This window comes from Actomonas spartinae, assembly GCF_051209155.1.
Taxonomy (GTDB): domain Bacteria; phylum Verrucomicrobiota; class Verrucomicrobiia; order Opitutales; family Opitutaceae; genus Actomonas.
In genome coordinates this window covers 828,870-847,559 of record NZ_JBPJGB010000002.1, presented here as the reverse complement: position 1 = coordinate 847,559, position 18,690 = coordinate 828,870, and the positions used below count along the sequence as shown (strand labels likewise).

9 protein-coding genes are annotated in these 18,690 nt (G+C 66.2%); 6 read left to right on the top strand and 3 right to left on the bottom strand.

The window, feature by feature from the left end:
* Positions 1 to 12: 12 nt before the first annotated feature.
* The 6 genes from AC0MRV_RS11170 (at position 13) to AC0MRV_RS11145 (ending at position 9,525) form a co-directional block, all read left to right on the top strand.
* Complete coding sequence (locus AC0MRV_RS11170) at positions 13 to 3,171, top strand: hypothetical protein (RefSeq protein ID WP_472764551.1); 3,159 nt, start codon at positions 13 to 15, stop codon at positions 3,169 to 3,171.
* The gene (locus tag AC0MRV_RS11165; RefSeq protein ID WP_472764550.1) at positions 3,168 to 5,216 is read left to right on the top strand and encodes a HAMP domain-containing protein; all 2,049 of its coding nucleotides are present in this window, start codon (positions 3,168 to 3,170) and stop codon (positions 5,214 to 5,216) included. Before AC0MRV_RS11170 ends, AC0MRV_RS11165 begins: the two co-directional genes overlap by 4 nt.
* A complete protein-coding gene (locus AC0MRV_RS11160; protein ID WP_472764549.1) occupies positions 5,213 to 5,626 on the top strand; it encodes a hypothetical protein in 414 nt (137 codons plus the stop codon). Before AC0MRV_RS11165 ends, AC0MRV_RS11160 begins: the two co-directional genes overlap by 4 nt.
* Entirely contained in the window at positions 5,623 to 6,930 is a 1,308-nt protein-coding gene (locus AC0MRV_RS11155; protein WP_472764548.1) for a hypothetical protein, read from the top strand. Before AC0MRV_RS11160 ends, AC0MRV_RS11155 begins: the two co-directional genes overlap by 4 nt.
* Positions 6,931 to 6,947: 17 nt before the next feature.
* Positions 6,948 to 8,402 carry an adenylate/guanylate cyclase domain-containing protein gene (locus AC0MRV_RS11150; protein WP_472764547.1) on the top strand — a complete coding sequence of 485 codons (1,455 nt, stop codon included), beginning with the start codon at positions 6,948 to 6,950 and terminating at the stop codon, positions 8,400 to 8,402.
* Between the two features lie 76 nt (positions 8,403 to 8,478).
* Positions 8,479 to 9,525, top strand: a complete 1,047-nt coding sequence (locus AC0MRV_RS11145) for a DUF481 domain-containing protein (RefSeq protein WP_472764546.1) — start codon at positions 8,479 to 8,481, stop codon at positions 9,523 to 9,525.
* 85 nt (positions 9,526 to 9,610) lie between these two features.
* On the opposite strand, the gene AC0MRV_RS11140 is transcribed toward AC0MRV_RS11145, so the two are convergent.
* From AC0MRV_RS11140 to AC0MRV_RS11130, 3 genes are read right to left on the bottom strand one after another with little or no spacing between them, the layout of a single operon-like run.
* The gene (locus tag AC0MRV_RS11140) at positions 9,611 to 11,614 is read right to left on the bottom strand and encodes a carbamoyltransferase family protein (protein WP_472764545.1); all 2,004 of its coding nucleotides are present in this window, start codon (positions 11,612 to 11,614) and stop codon (positions 9,611 to 9,613) included.
* A gap of 3 nt (positions 11,615 to 11,617) precedes the next feature.
* Positions 11,618 to 12,031, bottom strand: coding sequence for an acyl-CoA thioesterase (locus AC0MRV_RS11135; protein ID WP_472764544.1), 414 nt, complete (start codon positions 12,029 to 12,031; stop codon positions 11,618 to 11,620).
* Between the two features lie 26 nt (positions 12,032 to 12,057).
* The gene (locus tag AC0MRV_RS11130) at positions 12,058 to 18,645 is read right to left on the bottom strand and encodes an SDR family NAD(P)-dependent oxidoreductase (protein WP_472764543.1); all 6,588 of its coding nucleotides are present in this window, start codon (positions 18,643 to 18,645) and stop codon (positions 12,058 to 12,060) included.
* Between the last annotated feature and the right edge of the window lie 45 nt (positions 18,646 to 18,690).

Genomic DNA, 18,690 nt, shown 5'->3' with positions numbered 1-18,690 from the left:
GGCCTGCCCCCCATGAGCGTTCTGCAGAAGTTGATTCCGGTCGAAGCCGGCGAGGGCCCCAAGGTGGTTCGCTTCGCTTTGCTGGGTCTGCTGGTGCAGGCCGGGCTGGCCCTCGGGATGGCGGGAGCGGACTCCCTCTTCCTGGTCAACGTCGGCGCGGAAAAGCTGCCGCACATCTACCTGCTCACCCCGGTGATGATGCTGGCCTACATCCCGACCTATTCCTACCTGCAATCGCGCTGGGGCATCGACCGGGTGTTCGACCTGACCCTCGGCCTGCTCATCGCCGGCGGCGGCGCCCTGGCCTTCGCCTTCCACCGAACCGCCGGCGCCGAGCCCATCCTGTTGTGCTACGCGGCCAAGCTCTACGTCGCGCTGTGGATCGTCGGACTCTACACCTTGCTGTGGAACTTCATCGACGGGTTCTTCGACCTCGTCGATGCCAAGCGGGTGTTCTCGATTTTCGCCGCCGGTTCCGCGATCGGAGCGATTATCGGAGGCTCGTTGGTGGGCCCCATTTCCGAGCGATTTGGCGTGGCGTTGTTGTTTCTCACCTGGTCCGCCACCGCTCTCCTGGCGTGGCCCTTGCTCGCCAACATCCGCCACCGCTTCAAGCGTCTGGACGCCGAGGATGACGACGATGGCGAAGGCGTCGAGACGGGCGAAACTGACTCCCCGCTGGAAGGCTTCCGGGCGCTGTTCGACTCGCGCTACGCCATCGTGCTGACCCTGCTGCTCTTCGGCACCCTCGTCACCGCGACGATCTGCGAATACCAATACATGGGCATCTTCTCGCAGGGACTGGATCAGGCCGAGCTCGCCGGCTTGCTGGGTCGGCTGAACGCGATGGTCAACGTCCTGAACTTCGCCCTCACCCTCTTCTTCTTCAACAAGCTCGTCGCGCGTCTCGGGGTGCCCAACGTCGCGCTCATCCAGCCCATCGCCTACGGCATCGTGTTCACGTGGCTGCTGCTGGACGGCGGGTTCCTTTCCGCCGCCGCCGGCTTCCTCGCCTACCAAGGCATCATGACGGCCATCGACTACAACAACGTGAACCTGTTGTTCTCCGGCCTGCCTGCCGCCCGGCGCAAACAGATCCGCACCTTCATCGAAGGTTTTGGCGAACCCTTCGCCACCGCCACCGCCGGTGTGTTTCTCTTCTTCGCCGGCACCCGGCTTAGCGGGGCCGAACTGTCGATGTGGGGCATTCTCGCCGCCGCGGGCTGTCTCATCCTGGTGTTCATCATCAAAACGGATTTCCCCGCCGCCATTGCCGCCAACCTGCGCCTCGAGTGGTTGGATTTCTCCCGCCGCCACGACACCGCCCTCACCGGCGGCACCCCCGCCGAGGTCGAGCTGGCGCTCGCCAGCGTCGAGTCCGCCGATCCCCGCGAAGCGGCCCTCGCGCTGCGCTTCCTCAGCCTCAACGATCCGGCCCGCGCAGCCCCGGCGCTCATGCGCATGCTGGGGCACCCGAACGCGCTGCACCGCCAACACGCCCGCCCCCTGTTTGACCAAATCATGGCCGACCGCGGCTCCGAGGCGGCGCTCGAGATTCAGCGTTGGCTGGAGAAACAACCGGAGATCGAAAACATTGAGTTGATCGAGGTCCTGGGTCGCCACGGGCTGCTGGCACCCGACCAAGCCAAGGCCCTGCTCATCGCCGCCGAAAAACGCGCGCGCGCCTCCGGGGCCGTCATGCTGTGGCGCAGCGCCGCCCTGCCGGACAACCACCACGCTCTGGCCGAAATCGAACAGCTGCTGACCTCCGATCAGCCCGACCATGTCACCCTCGGCATCGAAACCCTCGGTCTCATGCGCGATGGCAAGTTTGCCTACCGCCTGCGCGATTTTCTCGACCACAAGGAACCGGCCGTCCGGGCCACCGCGCTCCGGGCCATCACGGGCCTGGTCGGGGAAACCGGTCACTCCCTGCTCAGTGACCTGATCGCCTCCCTGGCTTCCGATTCGCCGGAAGATCGCCGCCTGGCCTTTGACGCCATCGAACGCATCGGCGATTCCCAGATCATCCCACAGGTGCTGGAACGCGCCGGCGCATTTCTCCCTGCCGAACGCCGGCGCGCCAAGCGCCTCGTCGTCGAGTTTGGTCCCCGCGCGGTGCCCGTGCTCTCGGCCGTCGCGCAGAGCCCGGGATTCACCATGGCCGCGCGCAGCATCGCCCTGCAGGGCATCGGCAAACTCTCCGCCGCCCAAGTCGACTCGGTCGCGCAACCCCTCATCGAGGCCACGCTCAAACGTTCCTACACCTACCTCGCCAACCACCATACCCTGGCTGCGCTCGCCGACCGAGACCCCAGCTTCGCGGTGCTGACCCGCATCTACCGCGACTTCCCCGCGCTCACCGTCGATATCACGCTCGAGATCCTGACCATCGCCGGTCGTCTGTCCGGACAGGAAGCGCCGATCATTTCCTTCGGCAGCGGCCAGTCCAAGGAACGTGGCTACGCCATCGAAGCCGTGGAACAGGCCTGCACGCGCCGGATCTTCGCCCTGCTGCGTCCCCTCATCGACGGTCGCTCCATTGAGGAGCAAGTGGCCTACGGCCGGGAGGAGGGGCTTATCACGTCCACCGATTCCACCGCCGTGCTGCACCGGGCGCTCACCGCGCGTTTTCCGCTTGAAGCCTCCGCCGCACTCCAAGCCCTGCACCTGAGTGACCCGCAGGTGTCGCGCGAGGCGATCCTCAAACGCCTGCGCACCCAGCCGCAGGCGATGCCCCGTTCGACCTACCTCACCCTGCTCCAACGCGACCAGGGCACCGTCGACCGGCCGACCCCGGTCGAGCTCGTGCATGAGCTGATGCACATCCCCGCACTCGCCGAGGCCCGCTTTCTTCACCACGAGGCGCTCGCCGCCAACCTGCGCCACCTCGCCGCGACGGATGCCCATACCCTGCACCCAGGCGCCACGGCGCCCGACGGTTTTTGGCAGGTGCTCGCCGGCGAGGTGCGCGCCGCCAACGGCAAGGTGCACCGGGCCGGCGAAACCCTCGGCCTCGACGCCTATTTTGCCGGCCAAGCCCTGGCCCCGGCGCTGGTCGCCCAGCCCGGCAGCCGGGTGCTGCATGTGCCGGCGCACGCGATCCGCCACGCGATCGAAACGCACGCCGCCTTCGGTATTCTCATGCTCAAGCGAAAAGTCCGCCCGTGAGGACCACCCGTCGCAAGTTCGCCCTCCGCACCTGGTTCCTCTTGTGCACCCTGCCCGGGCTCGGCCTCCTCACCGTAGCCTATGCGGTGCTCACTTACCGTGGACTGCGGACCACCATCCTCGAGGGATTTGACCGCATGCTCACCGCCGTGTGCACCACCACCGCCGCGTTCATCGACCCCGCGGACCACCGGCGACTGATGGAACCGCCGCACTTCGGCGGATTGGTCTCCGACGATGCCGCGGGCGGCCTTTGGAGCGCCGACCTCGCGCAAAGCAGGTTGGTGCACATCGACAGCGGCACCGGCATCGCCACGTGGACCGACATCGCTCTTCCGCAGGATTTTTCCGTGGTGGCTTCCGGACAGGACCCCGACCACCTGCTGGTCGTCGATGGCGGCACCGGCGTCATCCGGTCCTTCGACCTCGGCACGCGTGAACTCGCGCCCTTTTCCGCGTTCGAACCTCCGCTCCATACCCTCGCCTCCGCCCCCGCCGAAGGCTGGCTGTTCATCGCCGGCCGCGACTTCCTGCGCTACGACTGGTCCACCGCCCAAACCACTGTGCTCGCCGACCTGCCCTTTGCCCCGCGCGACCTCACCTACGACACCGAACGCGGCGTGCTTTGGGCGCTTGATCAAACGGGCAACAACCTCGTCGAAATCGATCCCATCACCGGCGAGATCAAATCACGCCAGACCCTCAACTACGATCCCGATCAGCCCGCCGATCACATCAACCCCAGCGAGCAGGTCCGCCTCACCGCGCTCGATTGGGACCACCAAACCGGGCAATTGTTTGCGACCTCCCACTCCCTGTTCTTGATCGACCGCGACACCGGTTACGTCTCCACCGGCGAACGCCTCCCCGCCTTCGGTCACGAGTTGGCTCCGATCTACCTGCGTTACGTTGCTCCGATGCGCAACCTGCACGCCACCGTGGGCACGCGTTACCTCTACACCCAGGTCGTGTATGACCGCGCCAACCTGCGCTACGGACTCGATGCCTCCATTGGCGAGGACCACACCTCACTGCTGGCGGTCGACGTCGTGCCGGATGAGCTGGTCGAGCCCGTGCACGAGTTGCAGACCACCGGCAAGGTCTACGTCAGCGATGTCCTGGAGTGGGACCAATGGGGGCTGCTCAAGACGGCCTTCGCGCCCATTCGCGATCCGGAAAGCGATGCGGTCGTGGCCATGGCCGGCGCCGACATCGACATCAGCGCGATCGAAACAACCACCCACCGCGCCTTGGTCGTCACCATCGGTGCCGGCGTGCTCCTGATGGTCCTCGCCGGTGTCTTCTCCCTGGGCATCGTCCGCCGCATCACCGCGCCGCTCGACATCATTCGCCAAGCGGCCATGCAGGCGGCGGCCGGCAACTACGCCCAAACCGTTGCGGTCGCTTCGCCGCTCGAACTCCAGCGCGTGGCCCGGGCCTTCACCCAGTCGACCAGCCAACTCAACGCCCTCATCGCCTCCCTTGGAGCCGCCATCCGCGAACGCCAACAGCGACAAAACCGCAACGCCCTCCAGAGCCGCCTGCAAGAGCTCGGCGGTGCCAGCGGCCAACACGGTGCGTGGGCCTGGGGCCCCAGTGCCGGTCTGCATTCACTCGATGCCCTGTGCCACGGCGCCATCCCCGACGGCGCCGCCATGATCGCCTGGTTCCGACCGGCGGACCCCGGCACCCGCCCGGCGGAAACCGCCCAACGCCGTGCCGTGCTGGCCGAGACAGCCCGCGCCCTGCGCGCCCGCCACGCCGCCGACCCGGCCGATCTCGGTGCGGCGCTGGCGCAGGTCTCCCCCGACACCACCTGGCTGCAGTTGACCCAACACGGCACCGATTCACTCGGCACGTCGTCGCCCGTGCGGTGGTTCGAGGCCCGCCTCGGCGATCGCGACCAAGCCCGCGTTTGGATCAGCCCGCCGCCCGCGCAACCATTGCCAGAGCCGGCCGAACGCACCGCCGCTTCGGCCTACCTCCGCTCGCTGCAAACCGCACTGCCTTCGGGGCACTTCATCCTCGTCCATCTGCCGGCATGAAAAAGGACGCGCCCACGATCACCACCCTCCTCGGCCGCACCCTCGCGCTGCGCCGGGTGCCGCCGTTTGACCAATTGACCGAGGAGGAGCTGACGCTGCTCGCCGAGGTCGCCGAACCCCGACAGCTCGCGGCCCATGAGCCGGCCTTTTCCGGCGACCGCCCGTTTACCAGCCTCTGGGTCACGGTGGCCGGCAGCCTCGTGTTCGCCGATGGCACCGCCGCGTCGCCACTCAACGGCCTCCTCGGCCTGCTGCACTCTCAGCCCGGCGAAGCCCTCAACGCTGGTCCGGACGGCGCCGCCATCATCGTGCTCCGGCGCGGCTACGTGTTCACCCTCATGCGGGAGTGTCCGCAATTTGTGCACGCCTTGCTCACCGGACCCGATTTGCCCGGACCCCATCGCACATGACCACCCGCCGCCAGATTCTGCTCTACGTCATGCCGCTTTTCGTCGGCCTGGCCGCGCTCGGCTCGGCGCTGACGGTCTGGCTGCAACTGGCGGCGGAACAAAAGTCTTTCGACACCGAGGCCACCACCGCGGCCGTCGCGATGCGCGAGTTCCTGCCGGTCATTCCCACGGCCACGCCCGGCACGCTCGGCCTCGCCGAACAGGAGGCCTGCGCGGAGGTGTTTGAGCGCCTGCGGCGCGCCGGTCAGCTCGAGCGTATCCTCGTCTTCGATACAGAGGGACGGACGTTGGTTGACACCGGGCACTCCGGCCACGCCCCCCGGGTGGATCCGGCCAGTCCCCTGTCACCGGAAGGCCTGCACCTCGGGATGGTGGGACCAAACGAAGACGGGCAATGGGTGCGCCCCATCCTCGTCGACGCGGGCCGGGGCTTGCGGGTCGGCCTGGAACTCAACGCCAAACTCTACCGGGAACGCCGGGCCGCCATCCTGCGCCATGCCGGTTGGTTGGCCGGTTGGACCCTGCTCGGCGGCCTCGCCGTCTGCGGTGCCCTCGCCTGGCTGATTTCCCATGAATTCAAACGCCTCGGCCACGTCGCCGGAACGCTCGGAGAGTCACAGTTTCCCGATAACGTCGCCGATACCCGCATCAAGGAAGTCGCTGACGTGGGCGACATCCTCAAGGTCATGCACAGCGTGCTGCAAGAGACCTTGGCCAAGACGCGGCGTTCAATTCTGGATCGCGACTTCGGCCGCAACGATCGCGCGCTCGCCACCGTTTTTACCCCGGAGCGCTCCCAACCGGATGACTGGACCCTGGCCGGGATCCGCGGCGTGTTGGTGCGGGTGGGTTCACCCGTCGTGCTGCACCACACCCTCACGCTTCCATCCGGCGGCAACCTCGCCTACCTCGGACTCTTGCCGGATGCCGGTCCGTTGCAGAACCCACTGCGCATTCAGGCAGCCCAGGAATACCTCATCGCAGCTTGCCGCCAATCGGACTGGAAAGCCGCGCTGCAGGACACCCTTGCCACCTTCGGTCTGCGGCACCTGCGCGTGCTGCACTTCGACACCGAGACCTGGACGGCCTGGCAACAAGAAGGCTCGAAGCTGCAAGCGTTGGATCTGCCTGCGGCGACCGGCGCGTTTCTGCCTTTGGCCGAGCTCGCGCCTGAAGATGCTTCCGCGCTGCAGGTCTTTCTGGCCGCCCACCCCGACTCCGCGCTGGACGACGTCGTGCGCGATCTACCCGGCATTCTGCCAGCGACGGCTCCCGGTTTTATCTGGATGATTCAGCGTCATTAACAAACCTTCGCCCTCGCATGCCTCCGGATATCAACAGCTCCCTGATCGCGATTGATCCGTCGACGCTCCGCGCACACCAGATGTTCTTCGCCGGAGCCGCGCTCATGCTCGCCACGCTGCATCTCGGGCTCTTCGCGTTTCAACGGCAACGGCGCGAGAATCTCCTCTGCGCCCTCTTCGCCTTGGCCTTGGGCATCGTCATCTTCGTGAATTTCGAAGCCGGCTTGGACACCGCCACGTTCAGCCTGCCGCTGGCGCAACTCTTTCTCAGCTCCACCGCCATCGCCACCCTCGCCTGGCTGGCTACGCTTCACACGTTGTTGGAGATTCGTCGGTCGAGGCGGCTCACCACTCTGGCCGCGCTCAGCCTGGGAGTCGCGGCCTGGAGCCTGGTGGCGCCCGGCAACCCCGCCTACGTCGCGCTCATCGGCCTGCTAATCCTCGCTTCGGTCGTAGCCGGCTGGTGGATCTTTGAAGGTTGGAAAACCCACGCACCCAGCGCCGGCATTCTGAGCACCGGCATGGCTTTGTTCGCCGGCGCGATCCTTGTGAGCCTGCTCGCCACCCTGGGGATCGGGCCGAGCTTCAATGGCATTGTTTACCTGCCGGCGTATGGAGGTCTGTGCGCGTTGATCTCCCTGTCCCTCATCGTCGCCCGCAACTTCATCGCCGTCTCGGACCGGTTGGCTGCGAAGCTCGTGGAGGTCGAGGACCTGTCCCGCCGCAATCTCGCGGCGGAGAAGGAAAAACAACGCCTCATCACCGACCGCAACCGCGACCTCGAAGCCCTCGTATCGGCCCGCACCGCGGAGCTGCAGGAAGCCAAACAGAAGTCGGACGACCTGCTCTACAACATCCTCCCGGCCGATGCCGCCGATGAGCTGAAGGCCACCGGCCACGCCCGCACTCGCCGCTTCGAGGATGTCACCGTCATCTTCAGCGACTTTCGAGGTTTCACCAACACCGTGGCCACGATGCCGGCCGACCGGCTCATCGCCGAACTCAACGACATCTTCAACCAGTTCGACGACATCATCGACCGCCACGGCCTGCAAAAGATCAAAACGATCGGCGACGCCTACATGGCCGTGGGCGGCATGCCCGAGACTGCCGAGGATGCGCCCATCCGGGCCGTCGATGCCGCCCTCGACATGGCCGCCTGCATCGACGCTCGCAACCGGGACTCAGCCGTAAAATGGCAGATGCGCGTCGGCGTGCACACCGGCGCCGTAGTGGCTGGAGTGATCGGCAAACGCCGTCTCATCTACGACATTTTCGGCGACACCGTGAACATCGCCAGCCGGATGGAGAGCCACGGCGAACCCGGTCGTATCAACCTTTCCGCCTATACCTACGAACGAGTCCGGGCTCGCCACGCCTGCGACTACCGCGGCAAGATCGAGCTCAAGGGCAAAGGCGAGATCGACATGTATCTGGTTTCCCCCCAGCCCATGGCCCCTGCCAAGACCTGACCACGCATCTACCCCCAATCGCGGTCCCCCGTCCCGTCAACTCACCTCCCACGCCAACCTCTGTCATCGTCCCCCCATGAAATCGAAAACCTTCGCCGCCTGCACGGCGCTGCTCACGTTTTTCGCCACCGCACTCACCGCGGATGTGGTTCGCCTCAAGAATGGCGACACCCTCACCGGCAAGATCACCAACCGCGCCAACGGCAAGGTGACCCTCAAGGGTGACCTCTTCGGCGAGATCACCTTCAACGAGGCCGATGTCGTGGCCTTCAAGGTCGGCGAAAACGTCTCCGCGGCCGCTCCGGCCAGCGGCGGTTCCACCGCCAACAACTCCAACTTCCAGGGCCAAAAGGACAATCCGCAGAAACCCGTCTGGACCCGCACCCTCAAAGTCGGCGGCAACTACGTCAGCCCGACCTACATTCAGGGCCAGATCCCCAACACCCCGGCCGGCACCACCGGCGCGGCCCTCGGTCTGCCCGGCAAGGTTCTCGGCGTGCAAGCCAGCGCCTCCTTCATGCGCGCGACCTTGTCCGATGTGCATGCCCTCGACCTCGCCTACAACTACGTCGACTACGAGCCGGCCGGCACCCAGACCGACAACTACTCGGCCACCTTCATGTGGAATCACAAACTGAGCGACCGCAGCTACACCGTCAGCCGCACCTCCTACAGCGTCGACCAGATCAAGAACATCGACTACTCCGCCCTGCAGATGTTCGGCGTGGGCTACAAGGTGATCGACGAGCAGCAGCTCAAGTTCGACATCGTGCCCGGCCTCGTCGCCCTGCAGGAGAAGAAAGGCACGGTGAACGACGGCGACCTGCAGGTCGGCGGCGGCTTCCTGCAGAACCTCGTCTTCTACCCGCATGCCGCCGCCTCCATCGAACAACGCCTGCTCTTCCGCCAGAGCTTTGAGGACTCCGATGTTTACCTCGTCGACGCCTACCTCGGCTTCAAGGGCATGCTCTCCGCCAAACTCGGCGTTTCCGTGGGCCTCACCTACACCTACGACAACTCGCTCGGCCCGGTAAGCTTCCCCTTCGGCGGCACCACCGTCACGATCGACGCCCAGAAGAAGGATTCGCTCACGATCACCTCGGGCTTCGAATACAAGTTCTGAGCCGCGCGACCCCGCGCCCGTATCACCTTTTTCATGACACGCCGGGTTTGCAACCCCGGCGTTTTTCTTTTTTTTGGGGGCGGCGTCAGGCCCCCGGCGCCAGCCCGATCATCCGGTTGCCCCACAGCTCGCGCAGCTCGGCGACCACCTCCGCCCGGGCTTCCGGGGGGAGGTCCACTCGGTCCATCAAGGCCCCCAGGGTCATCGCGCCATCGGCCATGCCGAGCAACCGGTAGACCGACTCCGACACGTTGAAGCGCTTGCCGTGGTGGTAGGTGTGTCGGATTTGCCGGCGCCACCCGCTCTCGGTCGGTGAGGTCCAATGGCGCTCTTCATGCAACGCCACCATCAGCGGCAGCGAAGGCACGAGAGCCAGCCAGGCCGACAGGTCCGGCGCGGGCTCACGCTTGCACACCAACCAGTCGCCCACCACCAGCGCGTTCAGGTCGGTCGTCAGAAAACAGGTCACCGCTTCAGCCACCGTCTCCACGATCGGCTCCGCGTGGTTGTTGAAGGAGGTGTTCAGCACCATCGGCACTCCCGTGCGGTCGCCGAAAGCGCGGATGAGCTCCCAATAGCGCGCGTTCGTATACCGGGTCACCGTCTGCACGCGCGCGGTCCCGTCCACGTGCGTGATCGCACCGAGCAACTCGCGACATTCCGGCCGCACGTCGAGGATCACACTCATCGTCGGAAAATCCTTCTGCGTCGCCGTCGTCACAAAGTAGTCGTCGACGTGCTCCCGCAGGACCGATGGTGCGAACGGCCGGTAGGCTTCGCGCTTCTTCACCATCATGTTGATGATGTCCTTGTTCTCCGCCGGTCGCGGATCGGCGATGATGCTGCGGTTGCCCAGCGCGCGCGGGCCAAACTCCGACCGCCCCTGCACCCAGCCGATGACTTGGCGTTCGGCCAACAGATCCGCCGTGCGCGCAACGATGTCGTCGCAGCGTTCAAGCGTGACCAGCGACTCCCATCCGCGCAGTTGCGGCTCGATCTCCGCATTCCCGCCGATGTCGCTGCCCAGGAACACATGCCGCAGCGGTTGCACCGGTGAGGTCGGCGCCAGCGCCAACTGCACCGCCAGCGCCGCCCCCAGCGCGCAGCCCGCGTCGTGCGCCGCCGGCTGCACGTAGAGTTCCTCAAAACCGCCTTCATAAAGCACGCGGCCGTTCATCGAACAGTTGTGGGCCACGCCGCCGGCCAAGCACAGCCGGCGGTGGCCGGTCTGCTCCCGAAAGTGTTTCAGCACATGCAGACCGATCACCTCGACCGCCTCCTGCAAGGCCGCCGCGATGTGCTGGTGTTGCTCGGTGAACGGGTCGCCTTTGCGCCGCGGCTGCGCGATTTGAAACAGCGCTGAAATCCGTCCGAGATGGAGACGGTAATCGCCGTCCGGCAGCAGGTCGTAGAAGGTGCCAAACAGCGCGCGGTAGCGCGCCGGGTCGCCGTAGGGCGCCATGCCCATCACCTTGTATTCGTCGAACATCTCGTAACCGAGAAACCGGATGACATCGCGGTAAAGGTAACCCAGCGAGTGCTGCTCGGGGTAGCGGTGCAGTGGTGTCAGGCTGCGGCCCCGTCCGTCATAAACCACCCCGGCGATGCCCTCCCCCTGGCCGTCGAGCGTCACCACCAGCGCTTCGTCGAATCCCGACCCCGCCAACGCACTCACGGCGTGCGCGGTGTGGTGATCGACGAAGTGAATCCTTTGCGGGTCGATCTCCGCGCCCATCTCATCGCGCACCAGCCGCTGCACCATCGCCCGCGGAGTCAGCAGTTCGCGTTGCGTCAGATCGCCGAGATGCAGCGACTCGAGGACGCGTTTCACGTAGGGCTCGGTCGCATAGAACACGATCGCATCGAGATCGCCCACACCGATGCCGGCCGTTTCGAGACAAAACCGCAGCGCGCGGTGCGGGCGCTTGTTGGAGTGTTTGATGCGATTGAGCCGCTCCTCCTCGATCGCCGCCACCACCTCGCCGTCGCGCACCAACACCGCGGCGGCGTCATGGATAAAGTCATACGGCAGCGCGTGCGCCTCGCTGTGAATCGGATCGAGTCCGCCGGTGAAGCCAAGCACCCACATGGTTCAGGCTCCCGTTTGGTTCAGCCACGCCACGAAAGCCTCGGGCAGGGGTTTGCGCTCCAGTGTCTGCAGGTCGATCGCAACGTGATCGGTGAAGGCGACCGCCACCAGCTTGTTGCCCGCGCCGGCGTTGAGGACGCGGTAGTTCAGCGTGAAGCTGTCCGGGCCCGAGACTTTGCGCGTGAACTCCACCCGCACGCGGTCCCCGCTCTGCAGCGGACCAAGGAACTGCGACTGACACTTCGCGATCGGGATGAGCAACTGGTGGGCGGCAAACAGGCTGCGCAGCTCCAGTCCCGCCGCTGCCACGCTCGCCTCGTAGGCTTCGTGGCAGATCGACAGGTAGTTGGAGAAGTAAACAAAGCCCGCGCCGTCGACATCGGCGAAACGGATCTGGCGTTCGTAAGAGGCACTCATGGCAACAGGGATTGAGGGAGCTGGGTTCAGGCTTGCGCGGCTTCGATGGCAAGGGCGAGTTCCGCCACCGTCGGACCTTCATAGAGCGCGGAGGAGGCCAAGTTGACGCCAAACTCCTTCTTCACCCGCGAAACGAGTTGCACGCCGATCAGGGAGTCGCCGCCCAACTCGAAGAAATTGTCTTCGACGCCCACCTGCTCGATGCCGAGCAGACTCTGCCAAATCTCGGCCAAGTCCGTTTCCAGCGGCGAACGGGGTTCCACATAGGCGTTGCCCAGGGCCGGTCGCGGATAGCGTTTGCGCGCCGCCGGCTTCGGGGCCGCGGCGGCCGCACTCGGCTCGGGGGGCGGCGCCGCCGTCTGCCCGCGGCCTCGCACGTGATCGATGATCGGCTGCAGCGGTCGCGGCGACACCACCAGCTGCGCGCCCCCGGCCGCCAGGATGCGCTCGAGCGCATCGATGCCTTCGGTTGGTTTGATGGAGTCGGCCGTCGCGCTGCCCAGGCCGCCGTCCGCCATCGTCGCATCGACACCGGCGAGGGTTTCCGCGACCGCGGGCGGGGTAATGGCCAAGACCAGTTTGCCGATATGCCGCGCGCCCGCCATGGTTTGGAAAGCTTCACCCACGTCGGTGATCGGAAAGACTTCCGTCGGCAGCGGGCGGAACTGCCCGGCCGCAAAGTAACCCATGATCTCATCCAGCATGGAACGAATGTAGTCGGGCCGCTGCAGCATCAGCGGTCCCAGCTCGATCGCGAGGAAGGACAAATTGTTGGCGAAGGGGCGCAGACCCAACTGGCTGTTTTGGTAAATGTCGCGCGCGCCGATTTCCACGAAGCGCCCGAACTGCCGGAGCACCCCGAGTCCCTTCGGGATGAATTCGCCCGAGAGCGAGTTGAGCACGACGTCGACGCCTTCGCCGTTGGTCGCCGCCATGACGTCGTCCGCAAACGAGAGCGAGCGGGAGTCAAAGACGTGCTCGACGCCCAGCGACTTCACATAGTCGCGCTTCTGTGGACTGCCGGCGGTCGCGTAAACCTCCGCCCCCACGCGCTGCGCACACTGGATGGCCGCGAGACCTACTCCGCCAGCCGCGGCGTGAATGAGCACCCGCTCACCTTTGGCGAGACGTCCCTGCACCTGCAGGGCGTAGTGCGCGGTGAGGAAGACCAACGGGATCGTGGCCGCGTCTTCAAAGGACAGGCCGGGCGCCAAGGGCGCCGCCGCGTTGGCGGCCACGGTCACGTATCCACTAAAGCACTTCGCGCCCATCAGGATCACCCGGTCGCCCGGTTTGAACTCCGTCACGTTCGGGCCCACCCGCACGATGGTGCCGGCGCCTTCGCCGCCAAATCCCTGGGCGAGACCGGCGTCGTGTTCGGAGGACAACATGCCCAACGCGCGCAGGACGTCCTTGAAGTTGAGGCCGCCGGCGTGGACTTGGATTTCAATCTCGCCCGCGCCCGGCGCGACCCGCTCGCTCGGCTCCAAGGCCAGCGTGTCGAGCTGACCAAGCGCCGCCATGTTGACCTGAAAGTTCTCCGCCCCCGGGAGGAAAGGAAAACGGTCGACCGGTTTCGCCGCCGCCGCATCCTGGCCGCCGCTGGCCGCACTCACACTGGTCGCGTCGACCCGCTTCAACAGGTAGTCCTCCATCACGACCAGTTCGCGACCGTTCGGATCGAAGAGTTGCACCGAGAAGTTGGCCGTCGGACGGCCGCTCAACAGGTCATCGTGCTGCTGGATGTAGCTGCTGATCTGCGGCGTGAGCGGACCGTAGACCCGCACCGAACCATGCGAGAACGGGATGTAGACGCTCGAGGTTTTGAAGGGGAAGAACGAGGTAAGGTCGACGAGGCCCGGGTGCAGCGGGAAATCCTTGAGGTCGTCGACGAAATCGGTCCCCAGGCGCTGTCGGGCGATGCCTTCGCGTTCGCCGAGCTTCACCCAATCGGGCGTCATCCAACGCGGTCCCACCCGCAAGTGCGCGGCCTGGTCGACCATCTTGCCCGGTTCGATCTGGTCGGCGGCATTGACCTCGATGAAGTCGGCCGTGCAGCGCGCTTCGATCGCGGCCACGTCGACCTGCTTTGCCGGTTCGCTCGTGCCCGCGGCGAGGTGGCCCCGTGAGTGCTCGAGCCAGTCATCGTCGCCGCCACCGGGCGGCCGGCTCTTGATCACAAAATCGTAGCCGTCCTCGGCCTGGGTCAGCACCACGTGCAGTGATCGGGTCTGGCCCGGCTCCACCGAGAAGGTCGCCAGGATGAACATGTCGGAGAAGGTATAGCTCTCCGCCTCGACGTGACGGGCGAACGCCGCCCGGGCGATCTCCAGATACGCGGTGCCCGGCAGCGTGGGTTTACCGTAGAGTTCGTGATCGGTGATCAACCACGGACCCGCCGTGGAAAACTCCGCAATGTAGTGCAGCTCGTCGCCGTGCGCGCGCATCCGCTGGAAGAGCGGGTGCTCGATCTCTTCAAACGCGGCCGCTTGTTGCAGCGCCTTGGCCGCGTTGGGTCGGGCGACGGTTTCCACCGCCATGCCGACTTCGGCCCAGGCATCCCAGTTGATCGACAGGGTCGGCGGCGCACCGGCCTGAGTCGCCGCCGCGGCGGCCATCACATCGAGACAGGAATTGGCGCCGCAGTAGTCAACCTGGCCAAAGCCACCCACCACCGCCGCGATCGACGAATAGTGCACCACGAAGTCCGGCTGCTCCTCGCCGAGGGCGGCCGCGAGGACGAGTGCGCCCTTGATCTTGGCCTCGATCACCTTGGCGGCGACCGCCCGCTCCTTGAGTTGAATGATGCCGTCACCCGCCACGCCGGCGGCGTGCATCACACCGTCGATGCGACCGAATTTCTCCCGCGCCGTCGCCACCGCCGATTGCATCGCCGGCAGGTCGGTGGTGTCGGCCGTGAGCAGCAACACCTCCGCGCCGCTGGCCTCCAGCGACCGCACGGCGGCGATGCGGCGGGAAACGCGGTCGGTCTGGCCATGGGCTTCGACCCAGGCATCCCACTCCGCCGGCGCCGGCAAGGGCGATCGGTTGGTGAGAACCAGGCGGGCGTTGACCTTGCGGGCCAGCCAGTCAGCCACCTTGAGGCCGATGCCTCCCAGGCCGCCGGTGATCAGGTATACGCCGTTGGTGCGCAGCAGCGGAATCTCCGCGCCCGGCGCATCCAAACGCCGCGGCGCAAAGGTCTGCACAAATCGTTCGGCCCCGCGCCACGCCACCACCGGTTCGGTCGGCACCGCACCCAGTTCGGCAACAACCGCGTCGGCGATCTCGTCAACGCTGCCCGCCGCGTCGATCGCCACGCTGGCGATATCGGGGTATTCCTGCGCGATCACCTTCGCCGGACCGATCAACGTCGCGCGCTCCGGCGCCACGATCGCCTCGCCCTGCACGCTCTGCAGTTGCGTGGAGAGGATGCCGAGCCGGACCGGCTCGGAGAGGTTTTCGTCGCCGAGCGTCTTGGCCAATTGCAGCAGGCTGAAAAAGCCACGGTCCTGCGTGGCCGTGAACGTATCCAACGGATCGCCATCATGCGGCGTCGCGCTCCACGCCTGCACGATCGTGTGCGGCAGGCGCTTCTCCCCGCGCAGCAAGGTGAACAAGGTCGTATAGTCCTCCGCGTTGGCCGGATTGATGGCATAGTGCCCGTCGGCCACCAATGAAAACGCGTCGCCGGTTTCCACCACCGTCGCCTGGCCGCCGGCGGCCTCGATCCGGGCGAGCAGCGCCGAACGCAGTTCGCCCGGCTCCGCCAACACCAACCACGCCGGACTCGCGGGCGTGGCCGCCGCGCCCACCGGCGTCGCCGTCCATTCCGGCGCATAAAACCAATCGGCCAAATCGGCCTGCCGTTGAAAAGCAACCGGCGCCGCCGTCGCACTGGCGGCCGCCGGCAGCGCCACCGGCTCCACCTTCTTCGCCTGCACCCAATACGGCTGACGCTCGAAGGGATAGGTCGGCAGGGCGACGCGCCTGCGTCGTTCCGCGCCCGTGAAACCCGCCCAGTCGATGGTCACGCCACCGATCCAGAGTCGGCCCAGCGCCGTCAGGATAAAGAGATCGTCGGGCGTCTTTTCCTGCGGGTGGCGCAACGAGGTCACCGGCGCGAGGGCCGCGCCGATTTCGGGTCGTTGGCGCGCGAGTGAACTGAGGGTGCGACCAGGGCCGACCTCGAGTCCGAGCCGGACGCCGTCCTTGAGCAGCTCGCCCACGCCATCGGTGAAACGCACCGCGCCCCGCAGATGTTGCGCCCAGTAGGCCGGGGCGGTTGCCTGCTCGGCGGTGATCCAAGTTCCGGTGAGATTGGACACGTAGGGAATCTGCGGCGCCGCGCGCGACACCTCGGCCACCCGCGACGTGAACTCCGCCAGGATTGGATCCATCATGCCGGAATGAAACGCGTGCGAGGTCTGCAGACGTCGCGCCTGCACGCCCTGCTCGGCGAGTTGAGCCTCCAGCGCATCGATCGCGGCAAACGGCCCCGACGCCACACACGAACCCGGTGCGTTGATCGCCGCCACCGCCACGTCTTCACCGAGGTGCGGCTGCAGTTCGTCCTCGGTCAGCGGCACCGCCAGCATCGCGCCGGCCGGCATGCTTTGCATCAGGCGACCGCGCGCCGCGACCAAAGCGAGGGCATCCTCCACGCTGAACACACCCGCCAGTGTCGCGGCGACGTATTCGCCGATGCTGTGGCCGATCATGGCCTCGGGCTGCACGCCCCAGCTGCGCCACAACTGGGCCAGCGCATACTCAATCACGAAGAGGGCCGGCTGGGTGAGCGCGGTCTGTTTGAGCTGTTCCGCCGCCGCCTCGACGTCACCACCCTCTGGATACAGCACCGAGCGCAGGTCGAGATCGAGGTGCGGCTGCAGCAGCTCGGCACAACGATCCACCTCGGCCCGAAACACCGGCTCGGTGGCGTAAAGGTCACGGCCCATGCCGACGTATTGCGAACCCTGTCCGGTGAAGAGAAAGGCCACCGGCCGGCGGGGCTTGCCGCCGCCCACCGCGCTCATGCCCATGCGCTGATCCTGCAACGCGGCGACGATCTCGCCCGCGTCGCGCCCCACCGCGATGCGGCGATGGCCAAAAACCTTGCGGCCGTGCTGCAGCGTGAAGGCGACATCGGCCAGCGGCGCGTCCGGATTCTGATTGAGGAATTTGACGAGCTGGTCGGTCGCCGCGCCGAGCGAGGCTTCCGACCGCGCGGACACCACCACGAGCTGCGCGGCCCGCGACGGCCCGGAGGGTTCGGTCACCGGGGGCTCTTCCACCACCGCGTGCGCGTTGGTGCCGCCCACACCGAGCGACGCCACCAGCGCGCGACGCGGCACCTCGTCGGTGCGCTCCCACGGCGAGAGCTTGGTGTTCACAAAGAACGGGCTGCTCGGGAAATCGATCTTCGGATTCGGGTTGGTGTAATGCAGCGAGGGCGGAATGAGCCCTTCGCGCACGACCAGCGACGCCTTCATCAGGCCCGCCACGCCGGCCGCCCGGTCAAGGTGGCCAAAATTCGTCTTGGCCGATCCCAGCGCACAATACTGGCGCCGCTTCGCGCCGGCGGCATCGAAGGCCTGCGTGAGCGCCGACACCTCGATCGGGTCCCCGACCAGCGTCGCGGTGCCGTGCGCTTCAACGAAACCGATCGTTTCCGGATCGATCGCCGCCCGTTCCAGCGCCGCGCCGATCGACTCGACCTGCCCCTTCACACTCGGCGCGGTGTAACCGGCCTTGACCGATCCGTCGTTATTGATGGCCGAGCCACGGATGACCGCGTGAATGAAATCGCCGTCGGCGATCGCCCGGTCGAGGCGCTTGAGCACCACCACCCCGACGCCGTTGCCAAACACCGTGCCGCTCGCCTGCGCATCAAAGGTGCGGCAATGGCCGTCCTGCGATTTGATGCTGCCCTCCTCATAGGAGTAACCCGACACCACTTCGTTGTTCAACGACACGCCGCCGGCCAACACCATCTCGCAATCGCCGGCCAGGATGCTCTGGCAGCCAAGGTGCACGCCCACCAACGAAGTCGAGCAATAGGTCTGCACCGTCACGCTCGGCCCGGTGAGGTTGAGCTTGTAGGAAATGATCGTGGCCAACGAATCGCGGTCGTTGAACAGGGTGAGCGCCGAGATGCCGCCCTGCCCCGCCAGCAGGTCGTCCATCTGGGGCATGAGGTTGGCCATGAAATAATTGCTCAGGTTGGCGCCCATGAAGACGCCGATGCGGCCATCAAATCGCTCCGCGTCATACCCCGCATCCTCCAGCGCCTGCCAGGAACACTCCAACATGAGGCGGATTTGCGGATCCATCACCTCGGCCTCGTGCGGAGTAAAACCAAAGAAGGCCGGATCAAAGCCCGCCGTGTCTCCGACGTGCGGATTGGCGCGCACAAAGTTGGCGCTCCGGACCAGTTCCGGCGGGTAACCCGCCTCGATCATCTCCTCGGGGGTGAAGTAGCTGATCGACTCCACGCCGTTGCGCAGGTTCTGCCAAAACTCCGCCAAGGTCGTGGCACCCGGGTAGCGCAGTTGCAGGCCGACGATGGCGATGTGTTTTTGAGGATCCAGGGAGGATGCCGAAGGGGTCTTCATAGGCAGTCAGAAAGGCGAGGAAGTGTTAGCAAGGGGGCCATCGCG

Excerpts from the sequence above, each read along its gene's own strand:
- AC0MRV_RS11170 (WP_472764551.1), top strand. The coding sequence starts at position 13 with ATGAGCGTTCTGCAGAAGTTGATTCCGGTCGAAGCCGGCGAGGGCCCC.
- AC0MRV_RS11160 (WP_472764549.1), top strand. The coding sequence starts at position 5,213 with ATGAAAAAGGACGCGCCCACGATCACCACCCTCCTCGGCCGCACCCTC.
- AC0MRV_RS11155 (WP_472764548.1), top strand. The coding sequence starts at position 5,623 with ATGACCACCCGCCGCCAGATTCTGCTCTACGTCATGCCGCTTTTCGTC.
- AC0MRV_RS11150 (WP_472764547.1), top strand. The coding sequence starts at position 6,948 with ATGCCTCCGGATATCAACAGCTCCCTGATCGCGATTGATCCGTCGACG.
- AC0MRV_RS11145 (WP_472764546.1), top strand. The coding sequence starts at position 8,479 with ATGAAATCGAAAACCTTCGCCGCCTGCACGGCGCTGCTCACGTTTTTC.
- AC0MRV_RS11140 (WP_472764545.1), bottom strand. The coding sequence starts at position 11,614 with ATGTGGGTGCTTGGCTTCACCGGCGGACTCGATCCGATTCACAGCGAG.
- AC0MRV_RS11135 (WP_472764544.1), bottom strand. The coding sequence starts at position 12,031 with ATGAGTGCCTCTTACGAACGCCAGATCCGTTTCGCCGATGTCGACGGC.
- AC0MRV_RS11130 (WP_472764543.1), bottom strand. The coding sequence starts at position 18,645 with ATGAAGACCCCTTCGGCATCCTCCCTGGATCCTCAAAAACACATCGCC.